The sequence below is a fragment of the Legionella sp. 39-23 genome (assembly GCF_001897665.1).
Taxonomy (GTDB): domain Bacteria; phylum Pseudomonadota; class Gammaproteobacteria; order Legionellales; family Legionellaceae; genus Legionella; species Legionella steelei.
In genome coordinates this window covers 85,347-108,904 of sequence record NZ_MKTO01000038.1, presented here as the reverse complement: position 1 = coordinate 108,904, position 23,558 = coordinate 85,347, and the positions used below count along the sequence as shown (strand labels likewise).

Below are 23,558 nucleotides of genomic sequence, written 5' to 3'. Positions count from 1 at the left end.
GTAGCTGGCTTTATTCCCTGTGAGTATCGATTTTCTCTGACACCCATAGCAGGACTTTAGTGCTGTTAGAAATTTTTGCTAATCAATTAAGCGACTCATATGAGCGTACAAATGGTAAGTCATTATGGTATCGTGGAAGTTATAGGAATAATGTCGAAATGATGAATACAGAAAAAATTCCCTTCAATAAGCCATATGTTACAGGCAAGGAATCAGATTACATCAACCAAGCTCAGCTCAATAAACAATTATCAGGTGATGGCATATATACCAAACGTTGCCATACGTGGTTAGAAGAGCAAATTGCTGGTACCAAAGCTCTTCTTACTCATTCCTGTACAGCAGCATTAGAAATGGCTGCACTTTTGTCGAATATACAGCCAGGCGATGAGATAATCATGCCATCCTATACCTTTGTATCGACAGCAAATGCTTTTGTTCTTCGGGGTGGTATACCTGTATTTGTCGATATTCGAGAAGACACGCTTAATATTAATGAACATCTTATAGCCGCGGCGATAACGCCTAAAACTAAGGCAATAGTACCTGTACATTATGCTGGTGTAGCTTGTGAAATGGATGCAATCATGGATATTGCAGCACATCATGATTTAAAAGTAATTGAAGATGCAGCACAGGGCGTGATGTCTTATTATAAAGGGCGTGCTTTAGGTGGTATTGGTGATCTTGGGGCTTACAGTTTCCATGAGACTAAAAATATTATATCAGGTGAAGGTGGTGCGTTATTAATTAACAATCCTGAATTTGCTTTACGAGCTGAGATAATTCGTGAAAAAGGTACCAATCGGAGCCAATTTTTTCGCGGAGAGGTAGATAAATATACTTGGAATGATGTTGGTTCCTCTTATCTGCCTAGTGAACTAATTGCAGCTTTTCTTTGGGCTCAACTTGAAGAGGCTGAAAAAATAACGCAACAGCGCCTAGTCATTTGGAATTATTATCATGAGCAACTTAAATCGCTAGAGGATGCTGGTTTTCTTCGCCGTCCGATTGTACCTAGTTCCTGCCAACACAATGCGCATATGTACTATGTCATTTTATCACCTGAAATTAATCGGCAATCAATTTTAGACGCGCTCAACTACAATCATGTAAAAGCAGTATTTCACTATGTGCCTCTGCATTCCTCTCCTGCAGGTATGCGCCATGGCAGAACTCATGGCGATTTATCCTTAACGGATTCTCTTTCAGAGCGAATAATCCGCTTACCTCTTTGGGTTGGTCTGTCTAATAAGCAGCAGGACATCGTTATTGAGCAACTTTTTAATGTATTAAGCATGGGTATTTAATTTTGAAAATTCTAATTACCGGCGGGGCAGGATTTATTGGTTCAGCATTAATTCGCTACCTGATTAAACACACATCGGATTTTGTAATTAATGTAGATAAGTTAACTTATGCTGGGAATTTAGAGTCTCTTTCTCAAATCAGCCATAGTAATCGCTATGTTTTTCAGCAAATAGATATTTGCTCTTCAGAGCTAATCAATCATGTTTTTTCTAGTCTCCAACCTGATGCCGTTATGCATTTGGCAGCAGAAACGCATGTGGATCGCTCTATTGGCGGACCGGCTGCCTTTATCAAAACTAATATTGTAGGGACGTATAACGTACTTGAGGCGGCACGTACCTATTGGCAGTCTTTGCCTGAAACACGTCGCCAATCATTTCGATTTCACCATATCTCTACTGATGAAGTTTTTGGTGATCTTGAAAATTCCAATGAGTTTTTTACTGAAACTACACCCTATGCCCCTAGTTCACCTTATTCGGCAAGCAAAGCAAGCTCCGATCATCTTGTAAGAGCATGGCATCGAACGTATGGGTTGCCAATCCTAATAACAAATTGTTCGAATAATTATGGCCCCTATCAGTATCCAGAAAAATTAATTCCATTAACCATTTTAAATGCACTTTCGGGTAAGCCATTGAGCATATATGGAACTGGGACACAGGTGCGTGATTGGTTATATGTCAACGATCATGTCCGCGCTTTATACCAAGTTCTAAACTATGGACAAGTCGGAGCTACCTATAACATTGGTGGTCATAACGAAATGCAGAACATTGATGTTGTTCGAACTATTTGTGCACTATTAGAAGAGTTGAGCTTTACCAAGCCACAGGGCATTACTCATTATGAGGATTTAATTACCCACGTTACCGATAGACCTGGCCATGATCTTCGTTATGCTATTGATGCAAAAAAAATTCAATCTGAACTTGGGTGGCGGCCTGTAGAAAGTTTCGAAACAGGGATGAGAAAAACAGTAGCATGGTATATTGAAAATCAAAGCTGGTGCAAAGCTATTTTAAATAAAACTCAGCAAGCCTCCAACAGTTTTAAGCTGACTGATAAGGAATTGGTCGTATGAAAGGAATTATTCTAGCTGGTGGTTCGGGCACTCGGCTCCATCCCATTACAAAAGGGATCTCAAAACACTTATTACCTATTTATGATAAGCCGATGATTTATTATCCCTTGTCCGTGCTGATGCTAGCAGGTATTCGTGAGATTCTTATCATTACAACTCTTGAAGATCATCCAGCTTATCTAAGACTCCTTGGTTGGGGGGAACGGTTTGGTATCACCATAGATTATGCGATACAGCCAACCCCAGATGGTCTCGCACAAGCATTTATTATCGGCGAAGAATTTATTGGACGTGACCGAGTTTGCTTAGTCTTAGGTGATAATATATTTTATGGTCAAGGTTTTACCCCAAAACTACGTGAAGTTGCTACTTGTGAAATAGGGGCTACTGTTTTTGCCTATCCAGTAAAAGATCCTGAGCGTTTTGGTATCATTACATTTGATGACAAAATGAAAGCGGTTTCAATTGAAGAAAAACCGACTAAGCCAAAATCAAATTATGCCGTAACTGGGCTTTATTTTTACGATAATCAAGTCGTTGACTTTGCGAAGCAAGTCAGGCCATCCCACCGAGGTGAATTAGAGATCACTTGTATCAATCAAAGCTATTTGGAATGTGGTAATCTTCATGTTGAGCTACTTGGTCGCGGGTTTGCATGGCTGGATACAGGAACTTATGAAAGTCTTTTAGAAGCGAGTATGTTCGTGCAAACGATCGAACATCGCCAAGGACTAAAGATTGCGTGCCTAGAAGAAATTGCTTACAACAACGGCTGGATGAGCAGAGACATGATTGAGCAAATAGGACGTGAGTTAATTAAAAGCAGTTATGGTAATTACTTGTTAGGACTTTTGAGTCAGGAGTTTTAAAGTATTCCTCATTTTCTATATGAAGTGATGTGTGAAGAATACCCAGCCTTGAGCTGCAAATCCCGAGATATCCTCAGCTTTTTTATATACAAAGGTTTTTTAAGAATCCATATTAAGAATACTAATTTTGCTCTAAATCCCTGTCATTCCCGCCTGCGCGGGAATGACACCATTTTACGCCCCTGTTTTTTTAGGGCGCCAAAAAGAATTGCCCTCATTGACACAAGAAATCTCACGTGGTTTGGGTGGATTTATGGCCTCAAGATGAAAAATGGGCATACTCGTATCGGTATATTCTTTTGTTATCTTCAACCATTTTGGTGCTTGGGTTGGATCAAGCTTTTCTAAGTGGGCTCCATGAGTTGCCTTTTGCACTGCCAGATGCATAAATCCTCTTTGGTATAAGGTTTCCCAGAGTTTTGAGCTCGGCATATCTTGAATATTTAATTCACTCATTTGGTTAATACATTGTATCAGATCATCCCGTAGCCAATAGGTATAATATCCCATGACATAGACCCGCTCTCCTTTGGCAACGTTGGGGTTTAAAGAGTTATAAACATAACAATAACCTGATGTTTCAATATTACATGTTGTGCTATGACCTTCTGGATGCTGTATATCCTTAATCGCTAATCTTGTCATGAGACCTGTATCTGTAATGGGTATAAATGGTGCAATACAAAGTGCGATACCCGCAAGCAGCGCATAACAGATTGAGATTAAACGTGGTCGAATTTCAGTTTGCCACATGTACTCTACTGCTATGGCGGGGAAAGGAATGAGCATAATTAAGGTGGCTAAAAAATATCGCGGTACAAAAACGGACGCTTTTGTAACTACCCAACACAATAAACCCAAGCAACCGCAGAGCATTATTTGTGTGGCCGGTTGTTGCAGTGAACGTTTTGCTTTAGGTAAAAATAAAAGGAATATAAATGAGGCAATCCAGAGCACGGACATCGTACCGCCCATTAAAGGATAAAGCCCAAAAACCAGAGCGAATGGATACGTTGAGGCAATCCAAATGGTATCTTTCACAGCATACCAGTGGGATTGATCTGCCCAATTTTTCATACCAAAAAAAGGAGCCAATGGGTTGCCAAACAGGATTTCATTTTTTAATAGATGCGGGAAAAGTGCGATTAAAACGCCTATCCCAAACAAAACTAAAGCGAACATGCTTTGCCGGATGGGGTTTGTTACTTTTAAGTCTCGATTCTGGACAATTTCCTGCCAAAAGAGTAGAGAAACTATGGCTGGAAATAATGCAATGATAAAAGAAAATTTTGCACTGATTGCAAAACCCGTCAGTATTCCTGTAATAATGCTTAATGACTTTGGAAATTGTCTTTCTCTGATGAGGACAATACACAATACGGCGGTAATTCCCAGGAGTGTTGTAAATAAGTCCGTTTTCCCATCGGATAAAAAATTATAATAGGTGCTGGAGGTAAGTAGGATGCTGACTGCAGTGGTCTGAGCAATGAGTCCACCACCTAAATAACGCGTTAAACTTCTTAAAACAAATAGAACACTGATACCAACAATCCAGGCAAATAATTTAGCAATAACAGGATTAGCCAATTTCATGAGCACGGCATAGTGTAATTCACCACTGATACCAATTGAGGAAAAGTCGTGAAATAAACCCGGCATAGCCGTCAATTTATCTCTAAGGGAAATAATTTTGGGATATGCCATGTAAAATGCGGCCGCATCTCCTGCGGGTGCGCGCATATACGTTAAAATCCCAAGCCAGATTACAACAGCAATTACCAGCAGTATAAGTAAAAAGTAGAGCGGACTTTTAACTACTTCTTTGAATGAAACTCTAAGAGATGAAGCAGATATTTGGTTATAGAGATAGGGTATTGATAACAAAGCCATAATGAGTACGATCGAACCAATGAACTCTTTATGTAAAAAACCGGCCAGACCAATAAAAATCCATAGTGTTGATAAAAATGCGGTGCCTAGAGAAAACATGACACAAGGTGGGAGATATTTTCCTAATCGTCTGGAGAAAATACTCAATAATGCATAGCTACAACCAATATTGGCGAGTGTATATATGATCAAAATTAAAAATGGGGTCATATGCGAACCTTATGCACGCAAATTGCGATAAAATAGAGGTTTAAATGTGTTATGTATATTTTGGATGGCTTCTGATTTCGAGCTAAATAGGTATTGCAACGTTTGATGATTTGCAACGACCATAAAAAAGAACAAACAAAAGCCAAACCAGAGAAGGGCAACGAATTTTTGCAAAATAAAATTTTTAATCATTGCTCATCCCTTTATTTTATTGTTGATTGATTTTTGCTTCTGCGCGTTCCAGACGCTCTTTCGTTAAAGCAAGTTCTTGGTTAATTTGTTTTAATTTTACCGTTAATGATGAAACACGAGTAAGACTTTCAAGCATCAAAAACAACACCCAGACAGCACCTAATAAAAACAAGCTGTATGGCGCGTTTTGTTCTCCAAGAAAAGCGCGGATTGATGAGCGAAGATACTCTGAACTCATAATGATTAAGAACGCTAACTCAGCAATGATCCAACTTATTGCCATATGGGCGCTCAATTTTTCTGCACGAACGAGATGGATGGTGTACAACAGTACCAGAACTATGACCCCAATTCCCAAAAAACCAGGTTGTATGATATATCCCATTTCTTATATATCCTTTCTTTTTAATAACAAGCCAGTAAAGCCAATAATAACGCGAAGAGGATATAAACTGGCCTTAGCAAAATTAAATAAAGACTGGCCATGCACACGTCCACGCATTTTTACGGGTATTTCCAGTAAGCGAAAACCTTTTTGATGCAGCATAAGTAATGCTTCTGCTTCGGGATGATCCACTGGATAAGATTTAGAAAAATATTCAAATGCTTTTCGATCGAGTGCTCGCAAACCCGAGGTAGTGTCGGTGATGTGAATACCAGTTGCAAGATAGAGCATACTTGTTGAAAAATACATACCAATGCGACGTGCAAGCGGTGTTTTATAATCTTTATCAGGATTTTCAGACAAATAGCGCGAACCAATAACACAATTTGCTTCCCCGCGAATAATCGGAGCAACTAATGCTTCGATCCAAGAAGGATTATGCTGACCATCCCCATCTACTTGCACTACGATGTCATATCCATGGGTCACTGCATATTTAAACCCAGTCTGAACTCCACCGCCAATACCAAGATTTGCCGCAAGAGACAGGACAGGTACGCCTGCATTTTTAGCAACCATAGATGTATTATCTTTCGATGAATCATCAATGACTACTATATCATAGCCCAATTGTTGTATTTCCTTTAACAATGCTGGAAGGCTCGCTTCTTCATTGTAGGCTGGAACAATGACTAAAATCTTATTTTTTGACATTATTTAAAGGTCCTTATGTCGCAACATGATTATTTTTTTTTATTTTTCAATTCACGCACATCACCAATGATGCGTGCAGGATTTCCTCCGACAATAGCATATGCAGGCACATCCTTAGTCACTACGGCACCAGCACCTACAATGGAACAACGCCCTATACGAACTGAGGGAAGAATTATCGCATTAACGCCAATATAGGCTCCATACTCAATAACCACATCTTCTACGGTGAACTCCATACCTGTTTCATGCTGGGTTGCCGGTGTAAATGAAGTGTGGGAGATGATTTTTGCGCCACGTGTGATGTATACATTGTCTTCAATATGTACATTTTGTGGGAATGTCGTATCGATTAGGACATTGGGCGCAATATAAACTGTGCGAAACTTATCTATTTTTACCCCTCTGATTTTATGCAGCCAGGCAGGTAACCATACGGGAAAAACAGCAATATAAGCCAGATAGCCTAAAGCCCCTTTCCATAAAAATGAAAAGCTTTTGAAATATTTATCTACTCGTTGTGGTTGTATATCTTCCATTATCCGTTCCTTTTCTCTGCGCGCTCTTATTGAAAAGAGAAACACAGCATCTCATCTGTACGAGAAATATAATTAAATCCTACTCTCGTGAATAATTTTCTACTTGCTTGATTACCTTCTTTTATTTCAGCAATTATTTCGCCATTATTAAATTTAGAACGAAAATAACTGATGGCCTGCTCCAATAATTCTTTGCTCAATCCACGATTGCGAAATTCAGGAGCTAAGGTAATACTAATTTCCCATTGTGAACTATTCTCTAGGCGATCAAAACGCACCATGCCCAGGGATTGATTCACTAACTCACCAATTAATAGCATTCGATTAGGGTTACTTAGCAAACGAGTATACCACTGCGAATGCTCATCAACCGCAACAACCTGTTGGTTTCGCGACATCAAGCGAGTATGAGTATCATTGCGCCAACGCAAAATATCTAAAGAATCTTTAAGCTCAGCAGGGCGTATATTCATTTACCAAGTAGTTCCTTTTAATCACTTACTATAGGCTTTGATTACTTTACGTACAGCCTCAATTGTATCATTGATGTCTTGATTACTCATTGCTGGAAACATTGGTAAGGAAATCATGCGTTCATACTCTGCCTCAGCCACAGGCCAATTTCCTTTGCGATAGCCCAGTTGAGCATAATAACTCATCCAGGGAATTGGTATGTAGTGAACATTGACGCCAATATTTTCTGCACGCAGCGCGGCAAATAGTTCTTCACGACCTACTTGTAACTTGTCTAAACATAATCTGATAACGAAAAGATGCCATGCGGAATTGCATTCTTTGCGTTCTGTAGGAAGTTCGATTTCGCCGAGATCGGCTAAACCCTCATTGTAACACGCAGCGATAAATCTTCTTCTTTCTAACCATCCATCCAGTTTTCCAAGTTGGCTTAGGCCTAAAGCACAATTAATATCTGGAATTCGGTAATTATAACCTAGCGTAATGATATCGTAACGCCATGATTGTGTTTCAGCGCGTTGATGAAAATCTAAGTCGATTCCATGATGGCGAAATGAGCGCATACGTTTGGCTAATCCTGCATCATTGGTGAGAACCATGCCTCCTTCGCCGGTAGTGACATGCTTTACCGGATGGAAGCTGAGAATGGTCATGTCCTGTAAGGTACCGACTTTGCGTTCTTTATAGGTCGCGCCTAGTGAGTGTGCGGCATCTTCTATGACAATAAGATTATGTTTTTTTGCTATTTCTCGAATCGCATCGTGATCACAAGGATGGCCAGCAAAGTCTACGGCGATGATGGCTTTAGTTTTAGAGGTAATTTTTCTCTCAATATCAGCAGGGTCGATATTTAAAGTATCGGGCGTTAGATCCGCAAAAACAGGTTTGCCTCCCATGTATAAAACACAGTTGGCACTTGCAACAAAAGAAATTGCCGGGACTATTACTTCATCTCCGGGGCTAATGTTTGCTGCCCATGTGGCCGCATGCAAAGCAGCTGTACCTGTATTCACTGCTATTGCTTCACCAGCACCGGCATAGGCACTCATCGCATCTTCAAATTGTTTTACCATGGGGCCAGTAGTTAGCCAGTTTCCATTTAAAACAGCCTCCACTGCACTGCGGTCCGCATCATCTATACTTTGGCGTGCATACGGTAGGGGTGTCGAGCGAACTGGAGTTCCTCCATAAAGAGCCAATTTCTCACGCATTTTATTCCTCTCCCCTTGAGTTAATTAAGTTTCATCTGCTAATTGCATGTATTTTTTTGGGCGTCTAAGCTTTGTTTGTATCCCCACGCTTACAAATAATACAAAAGTAATTGTTTGAAATATAGTTCCATATGCTACTGCTTCTGATTCACTAATCCCAAAACCTCGCAGTGCGAATATTGAAGCGATTTGATATACGCCAATATATCCTGGTGTAGAAGGAAGAGAAAAAGCCGCTGCTAAATAGGCAAGCATAATAATTGCAGGAAGCAAAGACAACTCTTTCCATCCGAAAGCATAAAATAGAAACCAACATGCTAAGATATCAAATAGGGTAATTAAGATTTGAATTGTAAGACAGGAGCATAATAATTTAGGCGATTTTAATAAATGCACCGCGGTTAAAGATTGTTGATAAATTTGGTTCAACCGTGTTCCTACTTTTGATTGAGTCGCAAGAGATGTGAAGAAGCGTTCTAAACGATGCCCACTTACAGAATACAATGCAATGACAAACAGGCCTAATATAAAACAAGCGGCGATAATCCATACGACAAAATTAAGATTGAGTTGTTTTCCCCAGGCAATCACTAAAATTGCCAGTATTCCACAAAGAGCTAAGCCATCAAATAGTCTATCAATTAAAGTGCTCATTAAAGCTTCAGTATTACTGATGCCAGTGAGCTGCTGTAGTCGTATGCTTTTTAAAATGTCACCTGCCTTAGCAGGATAAATAGCGGTACCGAGATAACCTATCGCTGTGGCCTCCCAGACCTTACTCATGTTTATCCATGGAAGTCCGGTAATGATGTGCCAACGGACACTGCGAAGAAACATAGACAATAAAAAAGAAGCAGCCATAATTGCGATCCAGGGTGTTGCCACATTTTTTATTGAGGAAATAAAATCAGACCATTGTACTTGCGAAAAAGAGTATGCGAAAAAAAAAATACCCAGTATATATCCCGAAAATTTAAGTATTTTTTTCATAGTAATTGGAATAAAAAGTGATTCATTTTATTATGAGAAGTCCCGAATGCTAAGTACTTCGCTAAACGGAGTTTTATATAGGTTCGAAACGTCAGTACATAAGACTGGATGAGGTAGGGCCACAATGTAGGTGAACGTTTTTTTGTATCAGCCTCTGCCATTACTCCTAAACAGAATTTTTGTTTAGACATCTTTTCCCTAAATTGTTCATTCTCACACTGAGAGCGGAGTATAATTAAAACGCACCATTATTTCAATAATTAACCATTTAGGTTTGTCAAAAGGGTAGTACTTGATTTTTAAGGAAATTTCTAAAAACACAGTATGCAACACCTGACATAGATGCTGATTTCAATAGAGTAGATAGTTCTCTTGGTTTATGATTTATCTTAGTAAGCGGTTAGCTTGTTTTGCTGGCTATCATCTATATTTATGAGTTGGTTAACGGTATAATTATTCTTTTGCATAAATTCTGACAAGACTAAAAATAGCTCAAAAGAAATAATGCTGAGTATTTTTTGCCGCAAATTTCTCTGAGTGTAGCACTAGTATTTTCTTGTTGGGTGAATTTTGTTGAGTAGTCGAAGTATGTTCAGTAAGGGGGAAAAAGGAGTGCATACAGAAAAACTTATTGGAAATCACAGCGAAATAACGATGAATCAATTGCTGTGTGAATTTTATCAGCATAAAAAAACCATTTTATTGGTCACCTTACTGAGCATTGCACTTGGAATTATTTATATTTTAGTTAGCGCCCCTGTTTATCAGGCATCCGCGCATATTTCAGCGCCTATGCAAGGGGATATCGTTGCCTTTAATAAGGGAAATTTATGGGGCGATAATAAAACGATTAAGCCCATGAATGTAGATTCAGTGTATGCTGTTTTCAGTAAAGAATTGCTTTCAGCATCCAATAAGAAATATTTTTTTCAAGAATATTATCTGCCTCTTTTAAAACAGAAACCCAAAAATAATGCGTCCTTAAAAAAACTTTATGATGCGTTTTTCAAGAAATTTTCAATAAAAATAGATAACAAACTTTCACCCGGACAAAAAGCTACGGGGGTACAATATGATGTGATGATGAAGTCCACAAACCCGGAACAAGCAGCAGCTTGGGTTAAGCAATTTATTGATTTGGCAAAAGAACGCACGATCAGCTCCCTTATAGGTGATATAGAGAAGCAACGAGCGGTTGTTATTTATCAATTAACACATAAAATAGATATTATCAGTAGGGTCGCTAAAGAAAATCGAACCGACCAAATAGCTAAATTGCATGAGGCGCTAAAAATTGCGCAATCTGCAAAAATGAATTCCGCATTGATGCAATATACTTTGGCAAGTGAATCGAATATGGCATACATGTTGGGTGCCAATGTACTGCAAGCGCAAATAAAAAATTTGTCTGAGAGAAAATCTGATAATGAGTTTATTCCTGATCTACGTACGTTGCAGAGTAAGCTTGATTTTTACTCTTCATTTGTTATAAACCCGAAAGATGTTGCAGTTTTTTCTTCTGATGGCACCGTTGAGATTTCAGGGACACCTATTTCGCCCAAAAAAGAAGTGGTGATCGCTACGTCCATCTTGTTGGGCTTAATCATTGGCATGTTGGGTGTCATGCTATGTTTTGTTATAAGAGTGAATAAGGCTGTTTAATATTATCTAGATTTTCAGGTTAACCTCAGGAATGAGTTGAGAAGGGGTAAGTTTTTGATGAAAGTTTTAGTAACAGGAGCAGCCGGATTTATTGGTTCGCATGTGGCACAAAGATTGTGTGAGCGTGGCGATGAGGTTATTGGTATTGATAACCTGAATAACTATTACGATGTAAATTTAAAAAAAGCGCGCTTACAAAAATTAGCTGATTTTACCCAGTTTAAATTCATTCGCCTTGACCTTGCTGATCGAGAGAATATCGCGCAATTATTCGCAACCCATCATTTTCAACGTGTGATTCATCTTGGTGCGCAAGCCGGAGTACGCTACTCACTTGAAAATCCACATGCTTATGTTGATAGTAATTTAGTCGGTTTTGTTAATATTCTTGAGGGTTGTCGACATCATGGTATAGAGCATTTGACCTATGCCTCATCGAGCTCAGTTTATGGTGCAAATGAAACCTTACCTTTCTCTGTGCACGATAACGTCGATCATCCTTTGAGTTTGTATGCCGCAACTAAAAAGGCCAATGAATTAATGGCACACAGTTACAGTAATTTGTATCAATTGCCTACCACTGGGTTGCGCTTTTTTACTGTGTACGGGCCTTGGGGGCGTCCAGATATGGCGCTGTTTACTTTTACGAAAAAAATTCTTAATGACGAACCTATCGATGTGTTTAATTTTGGAAACCATCGCCGAGATTTCACATATATCGATGACATCGTAGAAGGAATTATGCGCGTCCATGATCATGTGGCAACAGCAAATACGTTATGGTCAGGCGCAACTCCTGATTCTGGAACAAGCGCGGCACCATGGCGGATTTATAACATTGGTAATAGTAGTCCTGTTGTTTTATCTCGCTATATCGATGTGTTAGAACAATGCCTTGGAAAAAAAGCGAAAAAGAATTTATTGCCGTTGCAACCTGGGGATGTACCTGATACTTATGCAGATGTTGAAGACCTTAAGAACGACGTTGGGTATTGCCCGAGTACTACGGTTGAAGTCGGGGTAAAGCGTTTTGTTGACTGGTATCTTGATTATTATGCGGTAAAAAGACACCAGGATGTAAGCCAATATGTAAGCTCTTAATTATGAGCTTCATCTGGAAAATTAACTAATAAAAAATATGGATGAGGGCTAATGTTAACGTCTGTTGAGGAAAGAAAGCTTGCAATAGTTGGGTTGGGTTATGTTGGCTTACCTTTAGCGGTTGAGTTTGGTAAAGTGCGCTCAGTAATGGGGTTTGACATCAATGCCAACAGAATTAATGAGCTTAAAACGGGACATGATTCTACATTAGAGGTAAGTGGTTCAGAGCTGCATGAAGCGAAACATTTATACTTAACAGCAAACTCAGAAGAAATTGCATTTTGTGATACTTATATCATTACCGTACCAACACCTATAGATCAGCACAAACGACCTGATTTTTTGCCGTTGATCAAAGCCAGTGAACTGATTGGCAGCCTATTACAGCCTGGAGATATCGTTATTTATGAATCAACGGTTTATCCGGGGGCTATTGAAGAAGTTTGTGTGCCAGTTCTTGAACGAGTATCTGGGTTGACGTTTAATAAGGATTTTTATGCAGGCTATAGCCCTGAGCGGGTAAATCCTGGCGATAAGCTTCATCGCGTGACTACCATCATGAAAGTAACCTCCGGCTCAACCCCTGAGGTCGCAGATATTGTTGATGCTTTATACAAGCAAATTATTGTTGCGGGAACATATAAAGTTGAAAGTATTCAAGTTGCAGAAGCTGCAAAGGTTATTGAAAATACGCAACGAGATTTGAATATTGCATTGATTAATGAGTTGGCGATTATTTTCAATAAATTAGGTATCGATACACAAGCGGTACTGAAAGCAGCTGAAACGAAATGGAATTTTCTACCGTTTCGTCCTGGTTTAGTGGGCGGGCATTGTATTGGTGTCGATCCTTATTATTTGACTCATAAAGCAGAAGCAATTGGTTATCATCCAGAAATTATTCTTGCTGGACGGCGTCTCAATGATGCAATGGGCACTTATGTGGTGTCGCAGCTTGTTAAAACAATGATAAAAAAACGGATACATGTCGAGGGTTCCAGAATTCTCGTGATGGGGTTCACTTTTAAAGAAAATTGCCCTGATATAAGGAATACACGTGTTATTGATGTGATTAATGAACTAAAAGCTTATAATGTGGCTGTAGATATATATGATCCATGGGCTTCCTCTGCAGATGTTGCGCATGAATATGGACTCACTTTGATTGAACACCCTCCTATGCAGTCTTACGACGGGATTATTCTCTCGGTTGCTCATGAGCAGTTTAAAGAATTAGGAGTTGAGGCCATTCGGTTGTTTGGTAAAACTCAGCATATTCTTTATGACTTGAAGTATTTATTCCCTGCTGATGCAAGTGATTTGCGTTTATGATAGGTGTGTTTTCGATGGTATCACTTTACTCATCTAAGAGTGAGGCAAAGTGAGATGTACGTTATGTTAAATTGATTGATTAAATCAGCGGCTAAATAGAAATGAATAAAAAAATTTTAGTTTTAGGTGCATCAGGTATGCTGGGTAATGCAATCTACAGATACCTATCTGAGCAACCCAATTTGAGCGTTTTTGGGACGATACGAAATTCTAGTAATCTGAAGTATTTTGCAGATAACTTACGCGAGTATCTGTTTCCCAATGTTGATGTGTTACATCAAGATGATTTAATCCATCTGCTTAAAGAATTAAAACCGGATGTAATCATTAATTGTGTTGGTATTATTAAGCAGTTATCTGAATCAAAAGATCCATTAGTGGTTTTACCCATTAATTCGATGTTACCTCATCGATTGGCCCATCTTGCTGATTTAATCAATGCACGAGTTATCCATATTAGTACAGACTGTGTGTTTGCAGGAGCAAAAGGATTATACACAGAAGATGATGATTGCGATGCGAGCGATTTATATGGTGTCTCTAAACGAATTGGTGAGTTGTGCGACTATCAAAATGCCATAACACTGCGCACATCAATTATTGGACGTGAATTAAATACGAATTATGCACTGATTGATTGGTTTCTTAGCCAGCAACAGTCGATCAAAGGTTATAAACAAGCCATATTTTCAGGGTTACCAACGGTCGAATTAGCTCGGATTATCAATGATTATGTGCTTCCTAATGCGCAACTGTCAGGTTTGTACCATGTATCATCAGCACCTATTGATAAATATTCTTTATTGAAATTGGTCGCTGAAGTCTATGGCAAGGAAATTGATATTATACCTGATGAAGATTTTAAAATTAATCGGTCACTTAATTCGGATCGTTTTAAACAGATAACAGGTTATGAACCACCTTCGTGGCCAGAGCTTGTTTTAAAAATGAAAAACTTTAAATAGGACATGTATTATGTTTGATGGGAAAACATTACTAATAACTGGAGGTACAGGCTCCTTCGGTGAAACAGTTCTCAAACGATTTTTGAAAACGGCAGTTAAAGAAATTCGAATTTTTAGTCGAGATGAAAAGAAGCAAGAAGATTTGCGTCTCGCATTAAATGATGACAAGGTTAAATTCTATATTGGTGATGTGCGTGATTATAATAGTGCGTTTCAAGCAACTATAGGCGTTGATTGTATTTTTCATGCGGCTGCTTTAAAACAAGTTCCTTCGTGTGAGTTTTACCCATTGGAAGCGGTAAAAACTAATATTTTAGGTACAGAGAATATTTTGAATGCCGCAATCGCCAACCAAGTGCAAAAAGTGGTTGTGCTAAGTACTGATAAGGCGGTTTACCCGGTAAATGCCATGGGGATGTCAAAAGCACTTGCGGAGAAAATTGTTATTGCTAAATCGCGAGTAATACCCAAATCTGGTCCAACGCTATGTATCACTCGCTATGGCAATGTGATGGCTTCACGAGGCTCAGTGATCCCCCTATTTATTGATCAAATAAAAAAAGGTGAGCAAATAACAATTACTGATCCATCGATGACTCGCTTTTTGATGACATTAGAGGATTCAGTTGATTTAGTGTTGCACGCATTTGAACATGGTAATCAGGGAGATATTTTTATTCAAAAAGCGCCTGCATCAACTATTGCCGATTTAGCACAAGCGCTTCAGGAGTTGCTAAATGGCTCAAGTGAAATTAAGGTCATCGGCACTCGCCACGGCGAAAAGTTATATGAATCTTTAATTTCCCGCGAGGAAATGGCTAAAGCTGAGGAAATGAAACGGTATTATCGAATACCAGCTGATAATCGTGATTTAAATTACAAAAAATACTTTGTTGAGGGTGAGACTAAAATCACGCTATATGATGATTACACCTCCCATAATACGGATCGTCTCTCAATTCCTGCAATAAAAGATTTACTATTTCAGGTGGATTACGTTAGAAATGAGTTAGGACTTTAATCTTCACTTGATAAAGTGTGAGCTTGATCCGAATGAATCAAATGATGGCTAAGTGATTGTTTGATGCTTCGGATCGACGACTTGTACAATGTAAAAAAGTAAGTTTTTTCATTACCCATCTCGATTATCAACAATCATTAAACGAGAACCATTCAATTTCAATTCTGAAGAATTGATAAATAATCTAATCTGAAAAATAAGTTGCAGAAAGCTCGAGATAAGTATTGAAAACCCTAAACCAATTGCACCGAGTGCAAAGAATTTAACTAATACAAACGTGGCGACGATATAAGTTACAGCATAAAAAAAGGCTGCAGAAAAATTCAACCATGCTTTACCTGAAGACCATAAAACTTGACTCATTACCAGAGCAAATGATGCAACATAACCGCATAAACTTATCAATAATAAAACATTGCCATATTGTGCAAAATCAGCGTCATAAATAAGCAATATCTGCTCCTTTAATAGCAATACCATAAGCAAGATGGATAATCCTGTTACTGCATTAGCAGCAAAAATTTTCATAATTGCATGCACAAAAGCGCGATCGTTTCGACCTTTTTCTTTCACTAAAAAGGGTATTGTAAAATTTGCAACAGATGAAGGAATGAAGTTTAAAATGACATGCCACTGAAAAAACGCAGTAAAAACAGCAAGATTACGTACTCCTTCACTTCCTGAGGTGGCTAATACAGTCAAACAAACCCAATGCACGGGACCACCCAGGGCCATTGCGCCCCAAGTAGGGACCGTAAATGTTTTAATAATATGATAAACCTTGGATATATCTATAAATTTTACATTTAATGTGACAATATCCTTGTGAATTGTAATGTAATAGGACAGGGTTGCAAAAAATAACCCTATAGTTAAGCCAACGCACATTCCTACTACGCCATAGGACTTAGCAAAAAATAATCCTAAAACAACGCTTAAGATAGAGCCTATTCCACCAATCAAAGCTGCAGCTATGTTTTTTTCAAAACAATTAAGTATTGCATTAAGTACGGTATTTTGTAATGTAAAAAAGGGGATTAAGCTTGCCCATTTTAATAGGATTAAAACAGAGTTATCTTTGCTCAACCAAACGCTGACAAAGGAACAGAACATAAAAATAAATAAAAGAAGACAAGAAACTGCAAACGAGCATTTTATTAATTCCCCAGTCAGTTTACATATTTTAAGATTATCTTCCTGCTCTTTAATGGACACATAGCGATTAGCCGTTGTGGCGAGCCCCTCACCTAAAAAGCTGGTTAAAGTCACGCTGGTCGCATAGATAAATGCAAAAGAACCGAATTCATCAATATTCATAATTCGGGCGGCAATGATCATCATAATAAAAACGGCGATTTTTTGAATTACAGTAGAACCGAATATAATAAATAGTCGGTGCATATTTCTATTCCTTAAACTGTTTGCTAATTGTTGAAAATTGATCAAAATAAAAAACCTAGGCCGTAATAATTTCGATTGCATTAATTTATCTGCACATCTATTACACGTAATATTTTGCGCTTAGGGATTATAAACTATTTATAAATTTTTTGGTTATAAATATAACATCACCATGTTAATTTCTTTAGAATTTTCATTATGAATTTGCTTGTAATACCCAACTATTCTAAGTACTTATTTTCCATTATTGCTCAGGTGTTTTCCCCATGATTGATTGAGGTTTTAGGCTTTGGATGATATATTGTTGGCGGCTAATGTTTGTTAATCGCTGACTAATAAATGATATGGTATTTTAAACAATGTTGATAAATGATGACAAAAAAAGCTCGCCAATAGGAACGGTAATTATTTTTTTTGTTCTTATTTGTTTATATTACTGTGGAATTTTATTATGTAATTTTACTTTTGATAATGACTCACTCATTGAACTGTTAGTTATTACTTCTGCGCTTTCAGCCATTCTAATTGCAAGAGCCAGTTACAATATTATTTTTTTTTCGCGACTGAGTTTGTTGTTTTTAGTGGGTGTTTATCCCGTTACAATTAAACTCATTGACCCCGAATATTTTTTTTCTGTTTTTGAATTTAAAACGCAAAGTCTTGAAATCACAACATTGATGTATGGCTTAACCTTAATCGCATTACCATCTGCTTTTATTGGGTGGTTAATAGGGCAAAAGCTGTTTCATTTTGCAAAACGGCCAGTTGCTAATCTCAATCTGGATTATTATCGGTTCTTTTTTTATGCAAGTGGAGTTGCTGTACTTTATTTTGGTCATATGATTGCCGTAAGTTCAGGAGGAACCATTTTTAATATAGCTTACGGTGAGAGTACTTCGGGCACACCATTGTTGGGGACTGCAGCGGCGACAGGGGGTGTTGCGCTGTCAATTATGTTTTATTGTGCTCTTGTATTAGGCGAGAGGAAATATTTAGCATTATTTGCAATGGCTGCTTTCTATTTATTAATTTGGTGTCAATTTATACGTGGGCTTAGACAAGAGTGTATTGGTACCAGTTTTTCTATTTTTATCATTTATCTCATGTTTCATCATAAAAAAATTGGCTGGAGAGCCATCTATTTTATTTATATGATACCCCTGTATTTATTTCTCGAATTATGGGGTTTGGTCAGAACTGGATTGCATTTATATCTGAGTGGGGAAACAGGAGTTTCTGATGTGATCAATATGGGACTCGGAAATGCTGCAATAATGGACCATGTGGTCTATTCAGGCACTTTGGGGCCTATCACCACTACTTTTGCAAATACAGTGTATCTCATCGAAAACGGGTTGATTTCATTTTTGTATGGATCTGGATTTGTTGATTATATATGGAGAACATTGCCCTCGTTTCTATATCCAGAAAGACCTCAGGATTTAGCTTATATATTTCAGGATTACGGTCTATCATCGGGTGGTGGTTTTTTTGAGCTTGCCGAAGCGTATTTAAATTTCGGGATGTGGGGGGCGGCTCTTGTTCCCTTGTGTATTTCTTTAGCTATTTCCTGTGTTTATACCTATGCAAAAAATGGTGCAAGTTTGTATCGTTTTTTTGCTCTTTCTGCCCTATTATGCGTGTGGTTACGTGGGGCGTGGTATCAAACTTTTGCTTATTACAAGTCATTTATTTCTGCTACGCTTCTGTTTCTGATACTTAGTTTTATATGTGCGCTATATATGATGGTGAAATTTCCTACTAAGAGGCTGAAGCAATTTAGTTCCTAAGCCTTTAAAATTAAAGGCTATGTTGGAATTCGTTTTTTATGGAAATTATTTTTTTCTGACCATCGTGAATATTGCTGGCAGAAATTATATGAGGAATATATGTGTGGTTTAATAGGGGCACTTTCTTGGAACGATTTTTTAGGTGAGACTGTAACTCGAAAAGAAAATGCGCTAAAAGCATTAAACTTAATTGAGTCTCGAGGACCCGATGCAAAAGAAATTTGGCAAGATGGACACGCTGATTTAGGTCACGTTCGCTTGGCAATTATTGATTTGTCTTTATTAGCAGGCCAGCCAATGGTTTCGGCATGCTCACGTTATGTCATTGTGTTCAACGGCGAAGTTTATAATTTCTTAGACATAAAAAATGAAATTGGCACGGAATATGAGTGGAAGACTGATTCTGATACCGAAGTCATTTTAGCAGCCTTCATTAAATTTGGTGTTGATTGTTTGCAAAAATTTCATGGGATGTTTGCATTCGCTATCTGGGATAAAGTAGATAAAAAGTTATTTGTGGCACGTGATCGTATGGGGGTTAAACCGCTTTATTTTCATGCCTCAGAGCAATTATTTATTTTTGCTTCAAGACCACGAGCAATATTTCAATTGGTACCCAACTTAAGTAAAGAGATTGATCGTCAAGGATTACGATATTATTTAGAGTCTGGTTACTTGCCTGCCCCTCATAGCTATTACGCGGCAATTAAAAAATTAGAACCAGCTCATTATATGTGGGTTGATGAATTTGGTGCGGAAACATTTTGTTATTGGAGTTTGAATAATATTCCAACCGAATTAACAACAGATGATAAGCATGAGTCGGAACTTCTTGATGAACTGGATGCGCTGATTAATAAATCGGTCCAGTTACGGATGGTCAGTAATGTCCCTGTCGGTGCTTTTTTATCTGGTGGGATTGATAGTTCTTTAGTTGTTGCCTACATGAAAAAAAATGCGAACAGCCCAGTCAAGACATTTACTATTGGGTTTGATGATGAGCACTTTGATGAGAGCAATGATGCTGAATTGGTTGCAAACCATCTTGGCACTGAGCATGTCTGTAAAAGATTAACGCCTAATGATTTATTAGCATTGATGCCTAAATATTTGCAGGAATTTGACGAACCTTTTTTTGATTACTCGGCTTTTCCAGTTATGGCTGTGTCGCAATTAGCGCGCAACGATGTCACTGTAAGTCTTTCTGGGGATGGTGGTGATGAAGCATTTGGTGGATATCATTATTATCGCATAATAAAAATCTTGAGCCGAATACAACGTTGGCCACAATCGATACGAAAGGCATTAGCTGCGGGATTTGCTCTGATCCCTGCAAATAAAGCAAAATTGTTTGCCCGTGCATTAAAATCAAATGGTGATGTGGACTCATTTGCATTTATTCGCAGTGTGATAAAAGATTTTTCAGGAATTATGCAGCCGCAATTTCGCGCAGAAACGAAGTCTTTTTCATCGTTATTGGAGGCAAAAGCCCAATCTATGCATGAGGATGTAGGGATTGTAGAAAAATCGATGCGTTTGGATATGGCTTATACATTGCCTGATGATTATTTACAGAAAGTCGATGTGGCGAGTATGGCTTTTTCACTTGAAGCTAGAGAACCATTGTTAGATCATACTATTTTGGAATGGGCGGCTAAACTGCCATTAAAATGGAAAATTAGAAAAAATGTTAATAAATATCTTTTGCGGCAATTAGCGTACCGTTATGTTCCGCGTAAAATTTTAGATCGCCCAAAGAAAGGATTTGGCGTCCCTATGGCTTCCTGGTTACGTAATGAGCTGCGACCTTGGGCTGAATCTCTTTTGGCTGATAAAGCAACGATGGATTATCTTGGTTTAGATAGTCAGTATATTGCTAATATTTGGGAAAAGCATAAAGCCGGTAAATGGCAGGCACAAAGTTGTTTATGGACAATTTTGATATTATTACAATTTCATCAGACGGAACATAATGAACATATTAATTAATGCATATTCTGCGCGTCTTGGTGGTGGACAAACCTATTTAAAAAATTTATTGGATAATTTACCGTCTCATCCTGATTTAAAAATTTATCTTTATGTTCCAGACTCCTTGGTGTTGCCTGCGAGTACTGCAATTACACGCTTAACAACACGTTGGCCAACCCAAAATCCATTATTGCGCGCGGTTTGGGAAAAGTTTGTGTTACCTTTGACTCTAAAAAAGTTGAACATTGATGTATTCTTTTGTCCTGGAGGCGTTGTCGGTACGCGAGCCCCCAAACAGTGTAAAACAATTACCATGTTCAGAAACATGATTCCTTTTGACGAGGGAGTGTACAAAAAAATTCCCTATGGCCTGCAACGCCTCAGAAATTGGATGTTAGCTCGTGTCATGCTAAAGTCCATGACTGCAGCTGATCTTGTCATTTTTATTTCAAATTATGCGCGCACCGTCATTGAGAAACAAACTGTATTAAAAAAAGCGGTAACTATACCTCATGGAATTCCAGCACATTTTCGTCAGTCTACAGAAGGATTATCAAGACCTAAATTTTTACCAGAAAATAATTATATCCTTTATGTATCAAAGTTTGATTTTTATAAGCATCAATATGAGGTGGTAAACGCCTATGCAAAATTGCCCGAAGACTACCGCAAACAATATTCGTTGGTGTTGGTGGGCGGCGTTGATGCTATTGAGTATCCTCGAGTTTTGGAGCTTATTAAAGAAAAATCGTTGAGCGAGCAAGTACACATACTTGGCTCTGTACCTTATGAGGAGCTTCCAGCCGTTTATCGATTTGCCTATATTAATATTTTTGCCTCTTCTTGTGAAAATTGCCCTAATATTCTTTTGGAGGCAATGAGTGCAGGACGTCCAGTTCTATCCTCAAATGTAATGCCCATGCCTGAATTCGGCGGAGAGTCCGTTATTTATTTCTCACCATACTCTGCTGATGATTTGTATGAAAAAATGATTTCTTTATTATCCAATGAACAACTTGTTCATGATTATTCGACAATGGTTGCTCAACAAAGTTTATTATTTGATTTCCCAAAGACAGCAATTAAAACTTGGAGCGAAATTTATAACTTATTCCCAATAAATCAGGTAGCACATGAACATTGCCTTGGTTAGCCAATATTTTTGGCCAGAATCATTCATTATTAATGATCTTGTTAAAGAGTTGACCGAGCAAGGTCATTCTGTATTTGTCCTGACAGGAAAACCCAATTATCCTTCTGGAACAATTTTTTCCGGGTATACCCAACACTCTTGTATGACAGAAGAATATATACCTGGAGTTGAGGTGTTTCGCGCTCCATTACGCCCTCGCGGAATGAAAGGTGCGAAGAGTTTGTTTTTGAATTATTTTTCATTTGCTTATAACGGGATTAAGTTTTTTCCCAAAGCAGTCAAAGGCAAACCTTTGGATGTGATTTTATTTTATGGTCCATCACCAATAACCTCAGCAATTCCCGCAATCTTTTTAAAATGGAAAACTAAAGCACATCTAGCTCTTTGGGTACAAGATTTGTGGCCAGAAAGTTTAAAGGCCACTGGGTATTTGACGAATAGTTTACTTTTGAAAACGGTAGAATGGATCGTTCGTGGGATTTACTTTTGCTCAGATACATTATTGGTTCAATCTAAAAGTTTTATACCTAAGGTGAGTCGTCTGGCAAAGAAAAACAAAATAATCTACTACCCGAATTCTTTTCCTCTGAATGCGAATGAGCCTTTAACCACAACACCTCTTCCGCAAGAGCTGTTAACCTTGTTAGAAAACTATTCTTGTTTTGTTTTTGCCGGCAACTTAGGTACGGCACAAGCTTTAGATACATTACTAGATGCGGCTAAAAGCTTAAGCCATTTAGAAAATTTTAGACTAGTTCTGGTCGGAAGCGGCAGCCAATCCGAGCATATTGAGCGACGCATTAAAGAAGAGGGAATAACGCACGCAGTATTAGCGGGACGGTACCCTATGGAGGTTATGCCGTTGATTTTTAAGCGTGCAGCAGCATTAATTGCTAGTTTAACCAATGAAGAAATATTTTCATATACAATTCCAAGTAAGATACAAGCTTATTTGGCTGCCAGTCGTCCAATTATTGCTGCGTTAAACGGCGAAGGTGCGGAGGTTATCAATGACGCTGGCGCAGGTTTTACTTGTGCTGCTGAAGATGCATCTGGACTCATGCATTGTATTGAGAAAATATACCATATGTCAGAAGAGCAGCGAAACGAAATGGGCCTATCTGGGCACGCTTATTTTATGCAGCACTTTGAAATGTCGGCGCAGACGAAAAAGCTAGTTGAGCTGTTAAATCAGCGTTTAAGTAAAAAAATTTATGCAGAGCAACTGGTTAAAAACAGTGAGTGTGAATGAACAAGATGTTCATGCAATGGCCTTAACTTAAGCATGTGTAG

General features: G+C 38.3%; 20 protein-coding genes. 12 read left to right on the top strand and 8 right to left on the bottom strand.

Translation table 11 applies throughout. The annotated features are described in order from the left end of the window. The first annotated feature begins 59 nt into the window (after window positions 1-59). Genes rffA through rfbA form a run of 3 tightly spaced genes read left to right on the top strand, consistent with a single transcriptional unit; the run spans window position 60 to window position 3,264 of the window. Window positions 60-1,310 carry a dTDP-4-amino-4,6-dideoxygalactose transaminase gene (gene rffA / locus BGO44_RS14350; RefSeq protein WP_273198761.1) on the top strand — a complete coding sequence of 417 codons (1,251 nt, stop codon included), beginning with the start codon at window positions 60-62 and terminating at the stop codon, window positions 1,308-1,310. Between the two features lie 2 nt (window positions 1,311-1,312). Next, on the top strand, window positions 1,313-2,395 hold the full coding sequence (gene rfbB / locus BGO44_RS14345) for a dTDP-glucose 4,6-dehydratase (RefSeq protein WP_273198763.1): 1,083 nt from the start codon (window positions 1,313-1,315) through the stop codon (window positions 2,393-2,395). Next, window positions 2,392-3,264, top strand: a complete 873-nt coding sequence (gene rfbA / locus BGO44_RS14340) for a glucose-1-phosphate thymidylyltransferase RfbA (RefSeq protein ID WP_273198765.1) — start codon at window positions 2,392-2,394, stop codon at window positions 3,262-3,264. Before rfbB ends, rfbA begins: the two co-directional genes overlap by 4 nt. A gap of 174 nt (window positions 3,265-3,438) precedes the next feature. On the opposite strand, the gene BGO44_RS14335 is transcribed toward rfbA, so the two are convergent. From BGO44_RS14335 to BGO44_RS14305, 7 genes are all read right to left on the bottom strand, one after another. Further along, window positions 3,439-5,364, bottom strand: coding sequence for a hypothetical protein (locus tag BGO44_RS14335; RefSeq protein WP_273198766.1), 1,926 nt, complete (start codon window positions 5,362-5,364; stop codon window positions 3,439-3,441). Between the two features lie 208 nt (window positions 5,365-5,572). Further along, window positions 5,573-5,941: a DUF2304 domain-containing protein gene (locus BGO44_RS14330; protein ID WP_058511569.1), complete on the bottom strand. Its 369-nt coding sequence runs from the start codon at window positions 5,939-5,941 to the stop codon at window positions 5,573-5,575. A gap of 3 nt (window positions 5,942-5,944) precedes the next feature. Next, window positions 5,945-6,655 carry a glycosyltransferase family 2 protein gene (locus tag BGO44_RS14325; RefSeq protein WP_058511570.1) on the bottom strand — a complete coding sequence of 237 codons (711 nt, stop codon included), beginning with the start codon at window positions 6,653-6,655 and terminating at the stop codon, window positions 5,945-5,947. Window positions 6,656-6,684: 29 nt separating this feature from the next. Continuing rightward, on the bottom strand, window positions 6,685-7,194 hold the full coding sequence (locus BGO44_RS14320; RefSeq protein WP_273198768.1) for an acyltransferase: 510 nt from the start codon (window positions 7,192-7,194) through the stop codon (window positions 6,685-6,687). 26 nt (window positions 7,195-7,220) lie between these two features. Then, the gene (locus BGO44_RS14315) at window positions 7,221-7,667 is read right to left on the bottom strand and encodes a GNAT family N-acetyltransferase (protein ID WP_058511572.1); all 447 of its coding nucleotides are present in this window, start codon (window positions 7,665-7,667) and stop codon (window positions 7,221-7,223) included. Window positions 7,668-7,688: 21 nt separating this feature from the next. Next, entirely contained in the window at window positions 7,689-8,879 is a 1,191-nt protein-coding gene (gene pseC / locus BGO44_RS14310; RefSeq protein WP_058511573.1) for a UDP-4-amino-4,6-dideoxy-N-acetyl-beta-L-altrosamine transaminase, read from the bottom strand. A gap of 24 nt (window positions 8,880-8,903) precedes the next feature. Beyond that, on the bottom strand, window positions 8,904-9,869 hold the full coding sequence (locus BGO44_RS14305; protein ID WP_083503972.1) for a lysylphosphatidylglycerol synthase transmembrane domain-containing protein: 966 nt from the start codon (window positions 9,867-9,869) through the stop codon (window positions 8,904-8,906). Between the two features lie 612 nt (window positions 9,870-10,481). On the opposite strand from BGO44_RS14305, the gene BGO44_RS14300 reads away from it, so the two are divergent. The 5 genes from BGO44_RS14300 to BGO44_RS14280 all read left to right on the top strand — a co-directional run bounded on the left by BGO44_RS14300 (window position 10,482) and on the right by BGO44_RS14280 (window position 15,950). Further along, on the top strand, window positions 10,482-11,531 hold the full coding sequence (locus BGO44_RS14300; protein ID WP_273198771.1) for a Wzz/FepE/Etk N-terminal domain-containing protein: 1,050 nt from the start codon (window positions 10,482-10,484) through the stop codon (window positions 11,529-11,531). Between the two features lie 57 nt (window positions 11,532-11,588). Further along, on the top strand, window positions 11,589-12,632 hold the full coding sequence (locus BGO44_RS14295) for an NAD-dependent epimerase (protein ID WP_058511577.1): 1,044 nt from the start codon (window positions 11,589-11,591) through the stop codon (window positions 12,630-12,632). Window positions 12,633-12,683: 51 nt separating this feature from the next. Beyond that, window positions 12,684-13,964, top strand: coding sequence for a Vi polysaccharide biosynthesis UDP-N-acetylglucosamine C-6 dehydrogenase TviB (gene tviB / locus BGO44_RS14290; RefSeq protein ID WP_058511578.1), 1,281 nt, complete (start codon window positions 12,684-12,686; stop codon window positions 13,962-13,964). A gap of 101 nt (window positions 13,965-14,065) precedes the next feature. Then, the gene (locus BGO44_RS14285; protein ID WP_273198773.1) at window positions 14,066-14,929 is read left to right on the top strand and encodes a dTDP-4-dehydrorhamnose reductase family protein; all 864 of its coding nucleotides are present in this window, start codon (window positions 14,066-14,068) and stop codon (window positions 14,927-14,929) included. A 10-nt stretch (window positions 14,930-14,939) separates the two neighbouring features. Continuing rightward, on the top strand, window positions 14,940-15,950 hold the full coding sequence (locus tag BGO44_RS14280) for a polysaccharide biosynthesis protein (RefSeq protein WP_058511580.1): 1,011 nt from the start codon (window positions 14,940-14,942) through the stop codon (window positions 15,948-15,950). Between the two features lie 111 nt (window positions 15,951-16,061). On the opposite strand, the gene BGO44_RS14275 is transcribed toward BGO44_RS14280, so the two are convergent. Further along, the gene (locus BGO44_RS14275) at window positions 16,062-17,351 is read right to left on the bottom strand and encodes an oligosaccharide flippase family protein (protein WP_273198775.1); all 1,290 of its coding nucleotides are present in this window, start codon (window positions 17,349-17,351) and stop codon (window positions 16,062-16,064) included. A 359-nt stretch (window positions 17,352-17,710) separates the two neighbouring features. On the opposite strand from BGO44_RS14275, the gene BGO44_RS14270 reads away from it, so the two are divergent. The 4 genes from BGO44_RS14270 to BGO44_RS14255 all read left to right on the top strand — a co-directional run bounded on the left by BGO44_RS14270 (window position 17,711) and on the right by BGO44_RS14255 (window position 23,517). Next, window positions 17,711-19,141 (top strand): O-antigen polysaccharide polymerase Wzy, encoded by a 1,431-nt coding sequence (locus BGO44_RS14270; protein ID WP_273198777.1) that lies wholly within the window; start codon window positions 17,711-17,713, stop codon window positions 19,139-19,141. A gap of 99 nt (window positions 19,142-19,240) precedes the next feature. Then, on the top strand, window positions 19,241-21,130 hold the full coding sequence (gene asnB, locus BGO44_RS14265; protein ID WP_058511583.1) for an asparagine synthase (glutamine-hydrolyzing): 1,890 nt from the start codon (window positions 19,241-19,243) through the stop codon (window positions 21,128-21,130). Next, complete coding sequence (locus BGO44_RS14260) at window positions 21,114-22,265, top strand: glycosyltransferase family 4 protein (RefSeq protein WP_273198778.1); 1,152 nt, start codon at window positions 21,114-21,116, stop codon at window positions 22,263-22,265. The genes asnB and BGO44_RS14260 overlap by 17 nt, the downstream gene beginning before the upstream one ends. Then, window positions 22,246-23,517 carry a glycosyltransferase family 4 protein gene (locus tag BGO44_RS14255; protein ID WP_058511585.1) on the top strand — a complete coding sequence of 424 codons (1,272 nt, stop codon included), beginning with the start codon at window positions 22,246-22,248 and terminating at the stop codon, window positions 23,515-23,517. The genes BGO44_RS14260 and BGO44_RS14255 overlap by 20 nt, the downstream gene beginning before the upstream one ends. Window positions 23,518-23,558 lie beyond the last annotated feature (41 nt).

What these genes read in the sequence shown, in the direction of transcription:
- rfbA (WP_273198765.1), top strand. Translation starts at nt 2,392, where the DNA reads ATGAAAGGAATTATTCTAGCTGGTGGTTCGGGCACTCGGCTCCATCCC.
- BGO44_RS14335 (WP_273198766.1), bottom strand. Translation starts at nt 5,364, where the DNA reads ATGACCCCATTTTTAATTTTGATCATATATACACTCGCCAATATTGGT.
- BGO44_RS14330 (WP_058511569.1), bottom strand. Translation starts at nt 5,941, where the DNA reads ATGGGATATATCATACAACCTGGTTTTTTGGGAATTGGGGTCATAGTT.
- BGO44_RS14325 (WP_058511570.1), bottom strand. Translation starts at nt 6,655, where the DNA reads ATGTCAAAAAATAAGATTTTAGTCATTGTTCCAGCCTACAATGAAGAA.
- BGO44_RS14320 (WP_273198768.1), bottom strand. Translation starts at nt 7,194, where the DNA reads ATGGAAGATATACAACCACAACGAGTAGATAAATATTTCAAAAGCTTT.
- BGO44_RS14315 (WP_058511572.1), bottom strand. Translation starts at nt 7,667, where the DNA reads ATGAATATACGCCCTGCTGAGCTTAAAGATTCTTTAGATATTTTGCGT.
- pseC (WP_058511573.1), bottom strand. Translation starts at nt 8,879, where the DNA reads ATGCGTGAGAAATTGGCTCTTTATGGAGGAACTCCAGTTCGCTCGACA.
- BGO44_RS14305 (WP_083503972.1), bottom strand. Translation starts at nt 9,869, where the DNA reads ATGAAAAAAATACTTAAATTTTCGGGATATATACTGGGTATTTTTTTT.
- BGO44_RS14295 (WP_058511577.1), top strand. Translation starts at nt 11,589, where the DNA reads ATGAAAGTTTTAGTAACAGGAGCAGCCGGATTTATTGGTTCGCATGTG.
- tviB (WP_058511578.1), top strand. Translation starts at nt 12,684, where the DNA reads ATGTTAACGTCTGTTGAGGAAAGAAAGCTTGCAATAGTTGGGTTGGGT.
- BGO44_RS14285 (WP_273198773.1), top strand. Translation starts at nt 14,066, where the DNA reads ATGAATAAAAAAATTTTAGTTTTAGGTGCATCAGGTATGCTGGGTAAT.
- BGO44_RS14280 (WP_058511580.1), top strand. Translation starts at nt 14,940, where the DNA reads ATGTTTGATGGGAAAACATTACTAATAACTGGAGGTACAGGCTCCTTC.
- BGO44_RS14275 (WP_273198775.1), bottom strand. Translation starts at nt 17,351, where the DNA reads ATGCACCGACTATTTATTATATTCGGTTCTACTGTAATTCAAAAAATC.
- BGO44_RS14270 (WP_273198777.1), top strand. Translation starts at nt 17,711, where the DNA reads ATGTTGATAAATGATGACAAAAAAAGCTCGCCAATAGGAACGGTAATT.
- asnB (WP_058511583.1), top strand. Translation starts at nt 19,241, where the DNA reads ATGTGTGGTTTAATAGGGGCACTTTCTTGGAACGATTTTTTAGGTGAG.
- BGO44_RS14260 (WP_273198778.1), top strand. Translation starts at nt 21,114, where the DNA reads ATGAACATATTAATTAATGCATATTCTGCGCGTCTTGGTGGTGGACAA.
- BGO44_RS14255 (WP_058511585.1), top strand. Translation starts at nt 22,246, where the DNA reads ATGAACATTGCCTTGGTTAGCCAATATTTTTGGCCAGAATCATTCATT.